The sequence below is a fragment of the Bacteroidota bacterium genome, assembly GCA_019637975.1.
Classification (GTDB): domain Bacteria; phylum Bacteroidota; class Ignavibacteria; order UBA10030; family UBA6906; genus CAADGV01.
Genome location: JAHBUR010000051.1, coordinates 1 through 17,099, shown reverse-complemented (window position 1 = coordinate 17,099; position 17,099 = coordinate 1). Strand labels below are relative to the sequence as shown.

The window sequence follows — 17,099 nt, the reverse complement described above, 5'->3', positions numbered from 1 at the left end:
GGTGGCTTTTTACAAACGCGGCGAGGGGACCGGTACGTATTACCGGGAGTTGATTACACAATTCCATACTCTGGACAAATATCAATCGAATGAAACGAACGGCGATGAGACGAAAAACCGGATCCTCATTTCCGACTACAGGATCGAGTCGTCGATTGCCTCCAATCTTACATTCTCTGCTTCCTCCACCATTCGTTTCCGATCCCGGACGGACTCATTGCGGTGGATTCCGTTTTATCTCTATTCCCGCCTCACGGTCGGGGATGTCTTGTGGAATGGCGAGGTTCCGGCGGCGTACTTTCGACACCGCGATGGCTCCATGTTCTGGGTTCGGGCTCCGCGTCCGCTTCACTCCGACGAACTCTGTTCGCTGATGGTGACATACAGGGGCGATTTGCTCGAGAGAAATGAAGACGGGTGGATCGGACTGAAATCGTCGAGTTCATGGTATCCACGTTACGGATATCGGACGAGAGCAAATTTCGACCTCACCTTCCGGTCGCCCGCAACATTCAAGCTGGTTTCCGCCGGTAAGAGGCTCTACGAGCAACAATCCGGGGACACCGTGACCTCACGATGGGTAACTGTTCGGCCATCGCATAACGTATCATTCACCGTGGGTAAATTCCGGGAAATCATGCCCGACGAAGACGGCGCACACGCAGAGAAATCGGAAGGGGAGGATCTGCCGGATGTGCATGCGTATGCGTTCGAGTATGCCCCTAGGCGGTTCGGTTCAAATCTTGCCACAGAGGTACGAAGCGACATGTTGAACAGCATGAGATTCTTCCAGCATGTGTACGGCAAAAGCCCGGTGGATGAAGTTCACGCGACGGAGACGCCGTACTTTCACGGCGAAGCATTTCCCGGGCTGATACATTTGTCTTGGGCGACGTACAAGCGTTTTGACAAGGACGGAGGGAACGAGATCTTCCGTGCGCATGAAGTGGCGCATCAATGGTGGGGAGTAGGAGTGAATTTCAAGACGTATCACGACCAGTGGTTGAGCGAGGCGTTTTCCGAATATTCCGGCCTGTGGTACATGCAGGCAGTGCTGAATGACAACAAGAAATTCTTCAACGCTTTGGAGAAGATGAAGGAACGGATTCTCGGCAATAGAAAATTCCTGCTCGGCAGCGGACAGGAGGCCGGGCCTGTCTGGCTCGGCTACCGCACGCAGTCGAGCAACACCCGCGGTGATTACGACCTTATTGTGTACAAGAAAGGAGCGTGGATTCTGCACATGCTGAGAAACATGCTGCTTGATCTACGCACGATGAATGAGGAGAAATTCAAGAACATGATGCGTGAGTTCTATTCAACGTATTTGGGGAAGGAGGCCTCCACACGGGATTTCCAGCGTACCGTGGAGAAGCATATTGGAAGCAACATGACGTGGTTCTTCAACCAGTGGGTGATGGACACGAAGGTCCCAGAATATACCTTCTCCTACAAGACCGAAGAGGTTCCGGACGGAAAATTCAGGGTGACAGTACGGGTGCTGCAGGAGAATGTTCCGAAAGACTTCAGTATGCCGGTTCCTCTGCTGATCAAATTCCCCGGAGACAAGTTCATCCGGATCCGCATTGTTGTTTCAGGCGAAAAAGCAGAACAGGATTTGCCGTTGCTGCCTCTCAAACCGACGGACATCATCTTCAATGATCTCTCCTCGGTGCTGTGTGAAGTGAACTACAAGAGATGGAAATAGACCTGCTTGGAATACGCTGATGGCCTGAAGACCAAGGACACGTTGGAGCAGCCCTTAAGATTCATCCGGATGTAACATATTTACATCTCAGGCGACAATCATGTATACGGCATAATCTGATTCGATGGACATTATTCTCCTTTTTGCGGCCGGCTTTGCCCCCGGCGTTTTCTGGCTTTGGTACTTCTACCGCAAGGACAAGTACGAGCCGGAGCCCCAACGGCTTGTGCTCAGAACAGCTGGATTTGGCGTACTTGCTGCGGTGCCCGTGGCAATAGTCGGGAGTCCCTTCAATGAATCATTCTTCGTTGCTGCCGTCATCGTCGCCCCGATTATCGAAGAACTTGCCAAGTTTGCCGTTGTCCGCTTCACCATCTACAACAACAAAGAATTCAATGAGCCGATGGACGGCATCGTCTATTCTGCCGCAGCGGCGTTGGGGTTTGCGTCGATAGAAAATGTCGGCTACATCGCCGATCAATACAGCGAAGGCGGGCTGGCGTCGGCATCATCAACCTTCGTCGTGCGAGCGTTGTTTTCCGTGCCGGGGCACGTTCTCTTTTCAACGTTGTGGGGGTACGCGTTAGGGAGGGCAAAGTTCCAACCTCGTGAATTGCGTGCACGTACCGTCGTTCTCGGGCTTCTTCTTTCAATGCTCGGCCATGCACTCTTCAATCTTTTTCTGACTATCGGACTTCTTTATGCGGTGATTGTTTTCCTTCTTCCCTACCTCTGGAAGCGCCTCAACAGAAATGTCGACGACCTGCTTTCGGGTTCGCCATTCAAGGGTTTGTCATCACACGCGGTGGCAATTCCTGAATCAGAAAGAAAGGCGAGAGATTTTTTTCTTGCCGGATCGGGTGAACTCAGTGCGGCACCTGAAAGGTCCATGTTGCCCGAGTTTGTGCAATGCACGAAGTGTGCTGCGGACGTTTCTCTCACGCTTAGTGAGCGGAGGCGCGGCGCGTACAGTTGTCCGTCGTGCAACACATTCAACCGCCCTGACGAGCCCGTGGAGATGATTGCCGGGGAGAGTTCCACCAACATCCAAGATGTGGAGGATGCGACGATCCCCGAAACGGACAATGCCGACCTCGAGATGGAAGCGCTCGTTCTTCGATCGAACGCATTGCCAAGGACTCTTGATTGCCTCTCATGTTGGGGAGAGTTCGAGCTATCGGTCGCCGAGCGCAACAGGGGGTGGTTTGTCTGCCCGAAGTGCAGGTTTTTCAACGCAGCTTCCATGCCCTCCGTGGTGATGCAGTTTCTTGAGAAAGGGCTCACCGAACCGGTACAGTACCGGCTAAAACCCTTTGCGGTGTGCCCGTCGTGCAAATCTGAGTTGCAGCTTTCCAAGTGGGAACGTGAGAACGGAGAATTTGCCTGTCCTGAGTGTGGCAAGAGAACGGAAGTGATCGAAATCGCGGAAATCACGAACATACAACAATATCTGCTGCCGCCCGAGGCATCGTGTCCCGCCTGCCGGGAAACCGTTGTTATCGAACTTTCTTCCCGCAACGAAACCGGTTTTCCATGTTCCCACTGCAAGACAAGGATTGATTATGTAGAAGAGTAGGACATCCTCACACCACCTTTTCGACCTCGATAAAGTTCGTTGAGCCGCGGGCGAAGAAGGGCTGGCCCGCAAGAAGCACAATGTATTCTCCGCGCTGAATCAGGCCCAAGTTCAGCAGCCGTTCCTGAATCTGCTTCAGAGCTTTGTCCGAATCCTGTTCGAGGGTGTCGATCGCAATACCGTGAACTCCCCAAATCAGGTTGAGGCGCCGCATAATTTTCGAGCGGTCGGTAACGGCGAGAATGCGCGTCCGCGGGCGGTAGCGGGAGACGACCCGTGCCGTCTTGCCCGAATGCGTTACACAAACGATTGCAGAGGCATTCATTTGTTCTGCAAGCACGCACGCCGCCCTGCCGAGTGCATCATGTCTGCTCGAAACGCCGTGCGGAATATGATCGAGTATGCGCTGCGTGTTCAACTGCTCGGATTCGACTTTTGTGATGATCCGGTGCATCATCTGCACGGCTTCAAGCGGGTACTTGCCGACGGATGTTTCGCCGCTGAGCATCACCGCGTCCGCGCCATCAACAACGCCGTTTGCAACGTCGTTCGCTTCGGCACGCGTCGGCGTCGGATTGTTGATCATGGATTCGAGCATTTGCGTCGCAATGATGACGGGCTTGCCGGCCGCGCTGCATTTTCTGATGATCTTTTTCTGCAACATCGGCACGTCCTCCGGCGGCAGTTCAACACCGAGGTCGCCGCGTGCAATCATGATGGCATCAGCCTCTGCAATAATCTCATCAATGTTGGCTACCGCCTGGGGTTTTTCAATCTTTGCGACGATCGGGAGAAAGCGATTCTTCTCTATCCGCCCGATGATTGCCTTCCGCAGTTGGCGGATATCCTCCGCCGTGCGGACGAACGAAAGGGCAATGTAGTCAACATCGTTCTTGATACCGAAGTCCAAATCGCGAAGATCCTTCTCCGTCAATGACGGTGTGCTGACGGCAACATTTGGCAGATTGATCCCCTTGTTTGCAGAAAGCGTGCCGCCGACGATCACCTCGCATTGCACGTTCGTTCCCCTCACTTCCTGAACCCGCACACGAAGCTTCCCGTCATCCAGCAAGATCATATCGCCGGGATGAACATCCTTGATGAGATTGGTGTACGTTGTGCTGACTCTCGTCTCATCGCCCGCAGTCTGATCGGTCGTAATGGTGAAGATAGCCCCGGCACGCAGCTCAACGAACGGCGTCGTGAATCTGCCGATACGAATTTTCGGACCCTGTAAATCCTGCAACACAGTGATGAACTCTCCGGTTCGCTTCATTGCATCCTGAACGTTGCGGAGCGTGCCGAGATGTTCTTCATGCGAGCCGTGGGAGAAGTTGAAACGCACAACATCGACACCCGACTGTATCAATCGCATCAGCATATCAACCGAGTTTGACGACGGCCCGAGCGTACAGACGATTTTCGTGTTACCGTGTTTGTTCGGCATCATGGCTGCACTCGAGATTGTTGAAGTTGCTTCATCTGCTGAAGAAGAGCGGGAAGGATGGATCCCGATTTCCCCTGAAGAAACTCATCAGCGTATTCCGTCAGCGGAGTCGGTTGTGGATTGATTTCGATAATGAACGCGCCGTTGCGCTTTGCCTCCATGGGAAGCGCGGCTGCGGGGTACACAACCCCCGATGTGCCGATGGAAAACAACACGTCTGCCCGTTGGCACGCTTTCTCAGCGCCCCGCCATTCATCCTCCGGAAGCAGTTCGCCAAACCACACAACGTCGGGACGAATCAGTCCGCCGCATTCGCATTTCGGGACCGCCTTGCCTGTCAGAACGAATTCATTCGAAAACTGTTTGCCGCACCGCATACAGTAATTGCGCTCGATGTTGCCATGCAGTTCAAATACATTTCTGCTTCCTGCTCTGCGATGCAAATTGTCGATGTTTTGTGTGATGACGGCTAATGATGAAAATATCTTCTCCATCTCCGCCAAAGCGTAATGTCCCGCATTCGGTTGAACTTCGGCAATCACCTTCTTGCGGGCGGAGTACCATTCCCACACCAATTCCGGATTACGCATGAAGGCGTTGAGATTGGCGAGTTCCTCCGGCTTGAATTTCGTCCAGATGCCTTCGTTGCCTCGGAACGTCGGCACGCCGCTTTCGGCGGAGATGCCCGCACCGGTAAAGGCGACTACATCGCGCGCGCTTGCAAGCTTTGCAAGCAGTGAATCTGGAAATTTCATTGAGCAGGCACCAACGTCAGTCGTTCCTTTAGCGTGGAAACAAATACGCTATCCCACCGTGATTCTTTGTACGCGCCGTTCAGCCAGAGAGGTGTTTGATCATCAAAGTGTTTGCTGAACACTTGCCCCGATTGGCCCGACGGCAGAACCGTCCGCGCTTCATGCGGATTTGCCATATCAACAATGTGTCTGAATGAAGCGCCGACTGTAACGCCGAACGGCTTCACCATCTCGCCCGGCTGCAACACATCGTTGAAGCTGTATTCTCCGCTCGTCAGCGCCGTTGACGCGCCACCGTAGGGGAACGGCCCGATGCTGAAGACTCTGTCCAGCGGCTTCTGCAACCCGAACGGATGTTGCAAGGTGACGGTATGCAGGCTGCCCCACTGCCAGTGTTGCGTTTCGCCACCGAGCTTTTGGCGCAGAGCATCGATCGTTTTCTGCATGCTTTGACGGATGATGTCATCACGAGACTCGACTGCATCAGTGTGTATGTTATCAAACCACACTGATGTTCCCTCTTTGACAAGTCGCAGCGTTACGCGCAGCGGTATGTTTACGAGAATCACGTAGTCATGAAACAGGTCCGGCCCCAACTCATCCTCGTAGATGTTCTTGATGAGGAGTGTCAGGAAGTGTTGGTAGATGGCCGTTGCAACATCTTCTTTCGAGAACACGAACGTCCACGTGGTCAGATGCTCAAGAACACGGTCACGATAGGATGAGTCAAGAGAGCCTTTACACGCGTCGATGATGTACGGGGTGAGTTCCTTTGCATAGTGGGAGAATTGATCGTTCTGCAAGCGTTCGAAGTCCTTCACAGAAAATGTGCCTTCAACGTTGAGCATCTCTCGCAAGCGTTGACTGCGCGACGGGGGTTCCCACAAATCGGAAATGTGATACGGGTACGAGTCATCAACAATCTTGTTGTTGGCCGTTGCGATATACCCTTCCGGCGGATTGAAAAGATGCGGAAGCTTTTCGAACGGAACAAAACCCTGCCATTCGGTCGATTTCTCCCATCCTGCAAGCGGTAGAGTTGTAATGTTCTGCCGCGAGCGTATCGGAAGTTTCACGCCGCACCAGTAGCCGATGTTTCCTTTTTTGTCGCCGTACACGAAGTTTTGTCCCGGCCCGGAAAATTCCCTGACGCCTGCAACAAACTCAACCCAATCCGTTGCACGATTAATCTTGTTAAACGCCTCGATCTGATCGCTGATTTCCGAGCCCGTCCAGCGCATGCTTGCGACAAACGATGGCGCGGACTTCTTCAATGATGTTGAGATATCGGTAACAATCGGGCCGTGATGTGTCGAGCGGATAGTAACATAATGCGTCGTGTCGTTGCGAACCTGAATCTCTTCCTCCCGGATTGAGATGGGAAGAGACTGCCCGTCGTAGATGTACCGCGCCGCATCGGAGGAATCGATCATCTCAATATAGAAATCGGCATCATCGGCCATCACGTTCGTCAATCCCCATGCGAGGTCGGCGTTGCGTCCGGCTACGACACCCGGAACGCCGGGAATCGAAAATCCCATCACATCATATCCGGGTGCCTTCAGGCTTACTTCATACCACTTCGATGGATTCGTGAGCTGAAGATGCGTGTCGTTGGCAAGAATCGCGCTGCCCGTCACGGATTTCTTCGAGCCGACAACCCAGGCGTTACTGCCGCCGAGTACGCCGCCAATTCCACGAAACGTACAGTACTCCTGTGCAGTGTGAAGAAATGCGAGCGCCGGGCCGACGGTTTTCTTCCATTCGGTCGAAGGAACTATCGGCGGCACATCGGCAGGATAGGTCGGGAAAACTTCGCTCGCCTTTTCATAGCCCAGTTTATCAACGATTGCGCCCAGAGTAAGATCAACCCACCACGAGAGATTTAACTCCCACGCCATCAGCCTTCCGATTATGATGCTGTGCAGCGGCGTCCACGGCTCGGGGTCATAGCGAAGCAAATCAAACTCGACGGGGTATTTTCCTTTGTGGGATTCGATGAACGCGTTGACACCGGCGGCATACGCCCCGATGCGTGCGAGTGAAGTCGCCGTGATGTTTCGCTCCACTTCTTCAGAAATCCTTCTGATGCCGATGATCCGGAACATCCTGTCGAACGGAAGGGTTACATCGCCGAACAGTTCAGACAACCGGCCCTGGCCGATGCGACGCGCCATATCCATTTGCCAGAGACGATCCTGTGCATGGACATAACCGAGCGAGAACATGAGGTCATGTTCATTTTGCGCATCAATATGCGGCACGCCAAAATCATCGCGGGTAATCACTGCGGAGTTCTGCAACCCCGCAACGGCAAGCGTACCCGATGTTTCGGGGAAGGATTTCCGGATTTCATACCGCAGAAAGAGAAAGCCGCTGACAAACGTGACAACAAGAACAATGGCCAGGCCGAAAATGATTTTGCGTTTTGTGGACAACGGAAGCTCCGTTCGGAGTGTTTAGGGCAGAAAATAAAAAGTCCGTCTTGCGACGGACTTAATATATTCATTCACGCAACCTGTTGCAATTTCAGAAGCGATAGGAGAATGTGAGATTGAAGTTGTTGGTGGTAACATCTTCTTCAACTCTCGGGCTGCCTGCGTAGTTGTAGCGGAACGTCTTCCACCAACCGCGGGCGTAGGTCAAGTCGAGCATTGTATCTTCGCTCAGCAGAATGCCGAGTCCGCCCGTGACATACTTCTGATCGAAAGAACTCGGATCATTGCGATAGGGGGAGGTATTGTATACAAACCCGCCTCGAATGCGTACGCCGGCCTGCTTCACATCATACTCCGCACCCGCCCGCAAATTTGCCGTAGCGCGGAAGAGATCTTTCATCTCCTTATTGAGCGCAATCAAATCGGGATTGGCGTTCCGGAATTCCAACTGCGTCCAATCCGTATACTCCACATCTCCCGAAAGCACGAGGTCACGAATGATAACGGAAGCTCCCGCACTGAACACCCACGGGGTTGCGACATCGTACTCGCCTTTGTTGTTTTCGGGATCGAGTTTCACGTTGTCGCCGTTATCGAAGTTGGCGCTGTACGTGGTTCCGAAACTCTCTTGTACACGAAACACGGTTGGAGATTTTGCCGTGAGCCCGAAACGAAACCGGTCCGGTACACGATAGAATAATCCAAGCTTGGCATTGAAACCCGTGATATCGCTTTCAACAAAATCATCCTGCACAAACTGGTCGAATTGCAGCGGGCTTCCGTTGATGTTGCTTTGATAGATGTTCCGGTTATCCTGCTCTTTGTAGGTACGATCATACTTGTATGTGCCGCTCACATAATTGAGTGTGGCACCAACGGAAACATTTTTGGCGATGTCAACGGCGGCGCCTGCCGAGTAGTTGTTTAATCCGCCGCCCTCCAACACTTTGCCGAGTTGAGTGACCCGGTCAACGATGGGGCTGTAGTAGATACTTCTCCCTTGTCCGTCAGTTGTCGTGTCGGCGAGATACAGCTCCCAGGCAATTCCACTGGGACTTCCGCTGACAGCGGCTCCGTCGCGATTGAATGTCTGAACAATACTGCCGTTCGTATTGAATGCTTCGAACGACAGACCTGTGGTAAAATTGCTCTGGCGATTGTATCCGAACGCAAAGACGAGACTTCCTCTTCTAACTTGCACAGGGAAGACAAGTCCGAGCGCGTTCAGTTGTGTCGCGTTGTTGGTGTATGATTCGGATGCGCCGAGAAAGGTACTCGTGTTCTGGAAGTTGAGATGCGATAACCCGAGCGAGAACTCGCCGTGCTCAAGTTGAACGAGTCCTGCCGGATTCCAGAACAGCGCGCTGTAATCACTGGCAACACCGGTATAGGCGCCGCCCATTCCCATAGCACGGGCGCCGACCCCCAATCCCGGTGTTGCGAACCTGAGCGCATCTTCTGGAAACTGCGCTAATCCTCCGGCGGAAAACACCGCGACGACAGCAACTGTTAGGATATATCTTCTTAGCGTGATGTAACCATTTTCCATCTTCATCTGCTATCTGCCCTCAGATAATTCAACTGGTATTCTAACGTCCGCCTCGTCCGCCCGAATTCCTGCTGCCGCCCCCATTCGATGGCGGAGGAGAGCTTGGTGCAGGAGCTGGCGGTGGTGTTGATTGTGCCGGTGGCGAAACTGACTGCCCGCCGCCAGACGATCTGCCTCCCTCCGAACGGCCGCCAGTCCGGCTCCCGCCTCCAGATGAGTTGCCCGGCGGCGGCGATTGTGCCGGCGGACGGGATGGCGTGCGGACTTCGCCGCTTCGTGTACCTTCACGTCCTCCGCCCGATCTTGTTGATCCGCCCCGCGTCACCGTTCCTTCCCGCGAGCCGCTACGGTCCTGACTGCTGCTTCCGCTCCGTCCCGTTGATACCCTCGCGCCTGCCGCCTCTTCACGCGTCGGTGTTGCCGAGCCTGTTCTGGTTACCGTTCCACTCCCTCTGTACCCCGTGGGCAACGAGTTGTCGTTTCCGTACGAACTTCTGCCGCCACCGTTGCCGCGCGTTTCTCCGCCCGTTCTTGTTACGCCCACCGTTCTTGTTGTACCGTGTCCGTACGTGCCGCCGGCATATGTTCCACCACCGCTCCAACCATGCCGCGGATACCACCCATACCAGGGATCATAGAAAGGTGACCACCAACCGACATAAATTGCGGGATAGGAAGTTCCGCACCACCACGGATAGTAACCCGACCAGTAATGGTATCGCCAGGGATTGCGCCAATACCACGGGTCGTAGCCGACACCGAAACCGATGGTTACAGACGGATAGTAGTAATCGAAGTATAAACGGCTTCGACGATATTCGTAATCGTCGTAGTACCCATCGTCGTTTTGGGTTTCTTCTTCTTGATAGGCATAATCGGATTCGCTCGCGGATTCGTCACGGGTCGCGCCGAATTGGGTATAGCATCCGGAAGTCATAATCCCGAAACCGACCAATACTCCGATACTGAGCAGAAGATTCTTCATACGAACCCTCACTTTCTCCTTTTTTCCTTTGAATACTTGAGTGAACGACAACATCGATGCCAACACTTTGACACCCGTCATCACCCGTTGGTTTGTTGATTGATGGAATTTACGAAGAAATTCCGCTTGCTGCACGCAGGCAGCCTTGCATATCTGCACCATTGTGCTAATTCATGAACACATCACGTTCACTAATAACAACACATTTCCCGGGGATTTAATTCTGGGAGTTGTACGTTGTGAGGTTACCCAATCCCCTACACATCATCATCTTCGCCAAATACGCGGCGGGTGTCTTTGGGGAGTTCCGGCCTTATCGGCTCGCGTTGCGGTTTCGGGCGATTTACCAAGGGATTTGCCGGCTCAGCCATCCCGACAACACGGGTTGTCCGTGCTGAGGCGGGAAACCCTTCTTCGAATCCCTCATTTTCCTCCTGTTGAGACCGGGCTTCTGATGAGAACGGAAGTACATTGCGCGCGAGTTCGGTTGTATGTTCGTGCGTCTGCGGACGCGAAAGTACTTTTTCGGAGAAGAACTTTCGTGCCGTCGCAGAGAATGCGGCAAAGTGTTCCCGGTTTGATGTTGATCTCTCTGCGAAGGTTCCGTTCATCATTACCGTATGAATATCGCCCGTAGAAAGGTGGTTGACGACAATGCTCGCTACTGATTCTGCAGATGATGTTGCAGTCGTCAGCGGCAGGCGGATATCTTCCGCGTTGAACAATACCGCATCGGCACGCTTACCCGGTTCGATCGAGCCTGTTTCGGCGGAGAGACCGAGCGCATACGCGCCGTTGATTGTTGCCATTCTGAGAATTTCGAGCGAAGAAAACAGGCGAAGTCCCGGCACGACAAGAGGCAGTTGGCTGATGAAGCGCATCTCTGCCGGCATATCCACATCCCCCCAGTCTGTTCCCATGGCCAATCGTACATGCCGTTTGGCAAGGTGCCGGAGTGCCGGGTAGCCGGTTTGCTTCAGGGCGGTTGAACGAGCGCACACGATCACCGTGCCGTTCGCTTCCTTCACGATTGCAGCCTCGGAATCGGAGCAATGGTTCGCGTGAATCAGGATCGTGCTCTGCCGGATGGCATTGAAGGAGTTGAGAAGAGTGAGAATATCCTTCTGAAAATTCTTTCTCACAATCTCGACATCGTCGCGTTGTTCCGCCACATGCGCAAGCAGCGGGGCACGCAACTCCTTTGCAGCCTGCGAGAGTTTCTCGATACTGTACACTGTGAAGTCGTTCTCTTTTCCCATATTCACGGCAACACGCGGCCGCTTTTCGTGAAGAGAACGAACTGCCCCGATATGTTCCCAATTCTGCAGTGTGATGACAGGGATGATTCCGCTCGGCTCAATGCCTTGCAGCATATACCCGAACGCGTTTTCGTCGACATCCGGAGGAAACTCGCCAACGCACGTTGTTCCCGACAACAAATGCGCCCCGTAGGCGGCCCGGTATAACGTGCGGACATCCTCGTAACTTGATTTGTGCAGAAGTCGTGTTGCCGCCTGTTGAAGCGGTCCCTCGTCCTTCCACAAACTGAAATGAAATCCTTCAGTTGTGGCGCGCAAGAGAAAACTCTCGCCGTGGTAATGGGCGTTGACAAATCCCGGCACGATCAGCATCCCCTTGGCGTCGAACAATTCGGCCTGGGGATGTTCGCTCCGCAGCCTGTCGAGGTTGTCGGAAATGTTCAGAAATCTCCCGTTGCTGACAACAATGTGCAGTCGGCCGCACCGGTTCGCTGCATCGCAGGTGAGAACAGTGCCGTTGGCTATGATTATAGCGTGCGCCATCAAGAAATTCTACGATCCTTTGCGCCAGGTTGTTGTGCCGTCTTTCTTATCCTCCACCACAATTCCAATTGCATTCAGCGCATTACGAATTTTGTCGGAAAGGGCATACATCTTTTGAGCACGGATATCTTTGCGCAAATCCAAAATCAATTCCATTAACCCGTCAAGAATACGCGCGTCCGATGAATCTGCGCGGGAGTCGCCGAACGTAAGTCCAAGAATCGTCTCCGCCAATTCTCGGTACAGCGCATCGATGTGTTGAAGGGAAGAAAGGGAAAGCGAGGCCTCGGTTGCCAACAACTGGTTTACCTCTCTGCTGAAGTCAAACAACGCGGCGAGCGCCTGCGGCGTGTTGAAATCATCATCCATTGCCGCCAGAAATGCAGCTTTGTGACGGTCAAGATCGATGGAAACCGCTGAGCCCCCGGCTACAGCGTTCTTCATCTTCTCACGCACCGATCGGACTGTATTGTTGAGCTTGTCGAGCCCCTTGCCCGCTGCATCAACCGCCTCGTCGCTGAAATCGAGCGTGCTCCGGTAATGACTTTGAAGAATGAAGAAGCGGATCGTTTCGGGTTTCCATTTCTTGTACGCATCCTTCAACGTCGTGAAGTTGTTGAGGGATTTCCCCATCTTCTGTCCGTCAACGGTCACCATGTTGTTGTGCAGCCAGTACTTCACGAACGGCTTGCCCGTTGCCCCTTCGCTTTGCGCAATCTCGCATTCATGATGGGGAAATTGGTTCTCCAATCCGCCGCCGTGAATATCGAAACTCTCGCCCAAATATTTCATCGACATTGCCGAGCATTCGATATGCCAGCCGGGAAACCCTTCGCCCCACGGACTCGGCCAGCGCATAATGTGTTCGGGTTCGGCCTTTTTCCAGAGCGCGAAATCGGCGGGATGCCGTTTCTCGGATTTCACTTCAACGCGGGCACCGGCTTCCAGTTCCTCGACCGACCTGCCGGAGAGTTTTCCGTAGCCGTGAAACTTGTGCACGTCAAAATACACCGAGCCGTTCGCTTCGTATGCCAATCCTTTTGCAAGCAGGTCTTTGACCATCTCAATCTGTTCGACGATGTGTCCCGTTGCCCGCGGGGAAATATCGGGGCGCAGCACGTTCAGCGCATCCATATCTTCGAAGTAGCTGCGCGTGTACAGTTCCGCGATTTCCATCGGATGTTTCTGTTCGAGGCGGCTTGCTTTCAGCAGACGATCCTCCCCTTCGTTGGTTTCGCCCAACAGATGTCCGACGTCGGTGATGTTCTGTACGTACGTGACGTTGTAGCCGAGGTACCGCAGGTAGCGGACAATTACGTCGAAGGCAACATAACTCTTGCCGTGACCCAAATGCGAGTGCCCGTACACCGTCGGCCCGCAAACGTACATGCCGACGTATTTCTCGCGCAGAGGTTTGAATTCTTCTTTTTGACGAGTTAGGGTGTTGTATAGGTGAAGGGGCATGATCAAAGATAGTCAAATAAACTCAGGTGAATGTTTAAGAAATCGGAGCGGTCTGCCGTCATCTTTTTCAGCGGAAATGCCGTCACTTCACCCCCATCAATTCTCGTGCACTGCGCAATCCGGCTTCCGTCACTTCGGCTCCGCTCATCAGCTTTGCTACTTCCTGCACCCGTTCTTCGGTGGAGAGCATGCGCATTGAAGTCGTTGCACGTTTTGCATCTTCAGATTTCTCGACGACGAAATGCACATCCGCAAGTCCTGCAATCTGCGGCAAATGTGTAATGGCGATGATTTGATGGAATGTCGAGAGATTCTTCAAACTCAATCCGACTGCCTGCGCAATGCGTCCGCTGACGCCCGTGTCGATTTCATCAAAGATAAGTACGGGAAGCTTATCCGATTTTGCAAGAATGCTTTTGAGCGCAAGCATAATACGCGAGACTTCGCCGCCGGAGGCAACTTTGGCAAGCGGTTTCACCTCTTCGCCGAGATTGGTTGAGATCAGAAACTCGACTTCGTCCGCACCGTCAGGGAATACGCGCACCAACTGCTTGCCGATCTGCACAAACTCTCCGTCCGACTCACTGTGGCTCGGCAATACATGCTGCCGGATTTGTGCCACGAACTTTGCGTTCTGAATTCCAAGATTTGCAAGTTCGGCAAGAATGCTCTTGTCCAGTTTCTTCGCGGCGTCACGGCGTTTGGCGCTGAGCTGTTCGGCAAGCTGGCCGCAGACTTTCCGCTGCCCGTCGAGTTGTGTTGTCAATTTGCGGATGTTGGCGTCGAAATTTTCGCCCAACTCGGCTTCCTTGCCGATGCGCTCACGATGCGCCAGTGTTGCTTCGAGTGTGCCGCCATATTTTTTCTTGAGCGCAATCAGGCTTACCATACGTTGGCGCAACTCCTCAAGCCGTTCGGCATTGAATTCCACGTTGCTGCTGTAGCGCTGAAGAAATTTTGCAAGCTCGTTGACTATTGCTTCCGCCGACTTGCATTCATCGACAGCATCCGCAAACTGTTTGTCGATTTGAGTGAGATCGACAAGCTGCTTGCCGGCCTTGCTCAACAAATCGTGAACGGAATTCTCTCCTTCGTACAGCAACTCGTAGAGTCCCGTTGCCGTGCTGACGAGCTTCTCGGCGTTTTCGAGAATCTTCAATTCCTGTTCAATCTTCTCTTCCTCTCCAGCCTGCGGAGCGACAGCATCAATCTCTTTGATCTGAAAAGTATACAACTCAAGCTTCTCTTTGAGCTGTGCCTCACGCTCTTTCAGCTCGCGTAACTGAGCTGATGTATCCCGCATGCGTTTGTACACGGCGCGAAACTCATCAACCTGCTTATCCAACCCGCCGAATTCATCGAGCATGTCGATGTGCGTTTCGGTACGCAGCAATGACTGATGCTCGTGTTGTCCGTGCAAATCAACCAGCAATTCACCAATCTTCTTCAACATTCCCAAGGTGATTGCCGAGTCGTTGACGAGGCAGCGGGTTGTACCTTTGATGGAAACCTCACGTCGAACGATGAATTCGTCGGTGAACTCAATGTCGTTCTCCTTGAGAAAGGCACGCAGCTTCTTGTTGCCGGAAATCTCAAACACCCCTTCAACAACAGCTTTTTCTGCGCCGGTTCGCACCACTTCCGTGCTTGCCCGCTCGCCGATGATGAGTCCCAGCGCATCGATGATGATCGACTTGCCGGCACCGGTCTCGCCGGTGATAATCACGAGCCCGCGGCCATTCGTCTTGCGATTCACATCGTTGAGCGGTGAGCCCGAGAACCGGACAGTTAGTTCGTCAATGAGTGCGTAGTTTTTGATGAAGAGAGTTTTTAGCATGGCCGACTGTGCTTGACACCGTGGTCAATCTACGCAAGGAGAGAGTAACATTCAATTTGTGAAAGACAGCGTGATGCAATGATACTTCACAGGAGACCTCTAATTTGGGGAGATGTCCTGAAGCAGATCATCGTCTTTCTTTTCGTCTCTCATTTTCAGGAAATTCAACTCGGCAACATCAGGCTGGATGCCGTGGTAGTAGAGGTATTTCATGAACTCAGCCAATCCCTCTCGCGCCGTGCCATCGAGATCGTACGAGAATGATTCCAGGTAGATCTTTGCATCTTCCCGTTCATCTTTTTGTATACGGAGAAGAATATCGTCAATACCGGCAACTCCCTTCACCGCTGCTTGTTGAATGGAATCGACTTCATCATCCGTCAGCGATTGATCTCGCGTACACCAGATTGCGTGAACGAATGGTAACCCGGTCAACTCATTCCATTCCTCGACAAGATCAATGGCGTTGGAGGATGTTCTTCCGTGAAGGAAGGCATCATCGCCCGCAAGAAGAACGGCATCGGCACTCTGCAATATCGTATCAACAGGATCCATTGTTGGCCGGATTGCCGGTTCGATGTCAAACGACTCGGCGAGAATAATCTTTGCCAGAACAATCTCCGAGGCAAACCTGGGATCGACTGCGAGCGTCCTGATATGATGCACGCCTTCACGAAAACGAATCACGAGCGATGCAATCTCGCCGTATGATGCTACCGCCGCACCGGGGATGATACGATAGTCGGAACTCTCCTTCGCATAATCGAGAGGCGAAAGAAGGGCGGCCGCAAGCTCATGATCAAGCAGTTGTCTCGCGAGATTCGGCCGTGCATCTTCTTTGAGTTGAAGAGATGAACGCGTGCGAAGCGCCTCTGTAAGAGGCCGTGTATAGAATTGATTCGGAATACCGAGAAGGTTTGGATTGGCCATGCCGTATTCTACTCAAATGCCCAGTGAGTATCAATTTCCCGCTTGTTTGTTTATCGGAGTTCAGCGACATTTACCTGTATTCGTTTCCCCAACGAACACCTTTCTGCCTGCAATCCTACACTACAACAGGAAGTAAACGTATGAACATTGCCCTGGTTATTGCCTTCGTCGGTATGGTTGTGTTCCTCGCGCATCTTCTCGCGGAGATTTTCAGCCGCACAAAGGTGCCTGATGTTCTCTCGTTGTTTCTTCTCGGTTTTCTCATCGGCCCCGTCTTCAAACTCGTCTCGCCCGAGCATTTCGGGAATGTCGGCCCCGTCTTCACGACCATCACGCTTGTGATTATTCTGTTCGAAGGAGGAATGGGGCTGCATCTCGACGAGTTGCGCAGCACCATGCGTCCTGCCCTCACGCTGACGGTTGCGAGTTTCTTTGCCACAATGCTGATTGTCGGCGCCGTCACGTGGACAATTCTTGGCCCGACACAAGCGTTTATGCTTGGTGCCATTGTCGGTGGAACATCGTCTGCTGTCGTCATTCCGCTGGTGGCCCAGTTGAAGATGGAAAAGGGTTCGCGTGCAGTCTTGATTGTCGAGTCGGCGGTGAGT

Annotated in this window: 12 protein-coding genes; 3 read left to right on the top strand and 9 right to left on the bottom strand. The window is 53.1% G+C overall.

Translation table 11 applies throughout. From position 1 onward, the window contains the following. Positions 1-1,708 (top strand): hypothetical protein (locus KF749_17680; GenBank protein ID MBX2992985.1); only part of this gene is annotated, 1,708 nt, incomplete at its 5' end. A 124-nt stretch (positions 1,709-1,832) separates the two neighbouring features. Next, complete coding sequence (locus KF749_17675) at positions 1,833-3,284, top strand: PrsW family intramembrane metalloprotease (protein ID MBX2992984.1); 1,452 nt, start codon at positions 1,833-1,835, stop codon at positions 3,282-3,284. A gap of 7 nt (positions 3,285-3,291) precedes the next feature. Here KF749_17675 and pyk read toward each other — a convergent pair whose 3' ends face one another. The 9 genes from pyk to KF749_17630 all read right to left on the bottom strand — a co-directional run bounded on the left by pyk (position 3,292) and on the right by KF749_17630 (position 16,491). Then, positions 3,292-4,734 (bottom strand): pyruvate kinase, encoded by a 1,443-nt coding sequence (pyk, locus tag KF749_17670; GenBank protein ID MBX2992983.1) that lies wholly within the window; start codon positions 4,732-4,734, stop codon positions 3,292-3,294. Continuing rightward, a complete protein-coding gene (locus KF749_17665) occupies positions 4,731-5,486 on the bottom strand; it encodes an NAD-dependent deacylase (GenBank protein MBX2992982.1) in 756 nt (251 codons plus the stop codon). Before KF749_17665 ends, pyk begins: the two co-directional genes overlap by 4 nt. Then, positions 5,483-7,924 (bottom strand): penicillin acylase family protein, encoded by a 2,442-nt coding sequence (locus KF749_17660; protein MBX2992981.1) that lies wholly within the window; start codon positions 7,922-7,924, stop codon positions 5,483-5,485. Before KF749_17660 ends, KF749_17665 begins: the two co-directional genes overlap by 4 nt. A 91-nt stretch (positions 7,925-8,015) precedes the next feature. Then, the gene (locus tag KF749_17655) at positions 8,016-9,479 is read right to left on the bottom strand and encodes an outer membrane protein transport protein (GenBank protein ID MBX2992980.1); all 1,464 of its coding nucleotides are present in this window, start codon (positions 9,477-9,479) and stop codon (positions 8,016-8,018) included. 34 nt (positions 9,480-9,513) lie between these two features. Further along, complete coding sequence (locus KF749_17650) at positions 9,514-10,620, bottom strand: hypothetical protein (protein ID MBX2992979.1); 1,107 nt, start codon at positions 10,618-10,620, stop codon at positions 9,514-9,516. 95 nt (positions 10,621-10,715) lie between these two features. Beyond that, entirely contained in the window at positions 10,716-12,260 is a 1,545-nt protein-coding gene (locus KF749_17645; protein MBX2992978.1) for an amidohydrolase family protein, read from the bottom strand. A 9-nt stretch (positions 12,261-12,269) separates the two neighbouring features. Further along, positions 12,270-13,724 carry a cysteine--tRNA ligase gene (gene cysS, locus KF749_17640; GenBank protein ID MBX2992977.1) on the bottom strand — a complete coding sequence of 485 codons (1,455 nt, stop codon included), beginning with the start codon at positions 13,722-13,724 and terminating at the stop codon, positions 12,270-12,272. Positions 13,725-13,806: 82 nt separating this feature from the next. After that, positions 13,807-15,561, bottom strand: a complete 1,755-nt coding sequence (gene recN, locus KF749_17635) for a DNA repair protein RecN (GenBank protein ID MBX2992976.1) — start codon at positions 15,559-15,561, stop codon at positions 13,807-13,809. Positions 15,562-15,660: 99 nt separating this feature from the next. Beyond that, positions 15,661-16,491: a hypothetical protein gene (locus KF749_17630; GenBank protein MBX2992975.1), complete on the bottom strand. Its 831-nt coding sequence runs from the start codon at positions 16,489-16,491 to the stop codon at positions 15,661-15,663. Between the two features lie 140 nt (positions 16,492-16,631). Between KF749_17630 and KF749_17625 the strand changes: the two genes are divergently transcribed. Beyond that, positions 16,632-17,099: cation:proton antiporter (locus KF749_17625; protein MBX2992974.1), on the top strand; the 468-nt coding region annotated here is incomplete at its 3' end.

Bases quoted from the DNA above. Each gene is read 5' to 3' on its own strand.
- KF749_17665 (MBX2992982.1), bottom strand. From the start codon at position 5,486: ATGAAATTTCCAGATTCACTGCTTGCAAAGCTTGCAAGCGCGCGCGAT.
- KF749_17650 (MBX2992979.1), bottom strand. From the start codon at position 10,620: ATGGTGCAGATATGCAAGGCTGCCTGCGTGCAGCAAGCGGAATTTCTT.
- cysS (MBX2992977.1), bottom strand. From the start codon at position 13,724: ATGCCCCTTCACCTATACAACACCCTAACTCGTCAAAAAGAAGAATTC.
- KF749_17655 (MBX2992980.1), bottom strand. From the start codon at position 9,479: ATGAAGATGGAAAATGGTTACATCACGCTAAGAAGATATATCCTAACA.
- KF749_17675 (MBX2992984.1), top strand. From the start codon at position 1,833: ATGGACATTATTCTCCTTTTTGCGGCCGGCTTTGCCCCCGGCGTTTTC.
- KF749_17630 (MBX2992975.1), bottom strand. From the start codon at position 16,491: ATGGCCAATCCAAACCTTCTCGGTATTCCGAATCAATTCTATACACGG.
- pyk (MBX2992983.1), bottom strand. From the start codon at position 4,734: ATGATGCCGAACAAACACGGTAACACGAAAATCGTCTGTACGCTCGGG.
- recN (MBX2992976.1), bottom strand. From the start codon at position 15,561: ATGCTAAAAACTCTCTTCATCAAAAACTACGCACTCATTGACGAACTA.
- KF749_17645 (MBX2992978.1), bottom strand. From the start codon at position 12,260: ATGGCGCACGCTATAATCATAGCCAACGGCACTGTTCTCACCTGCGAT.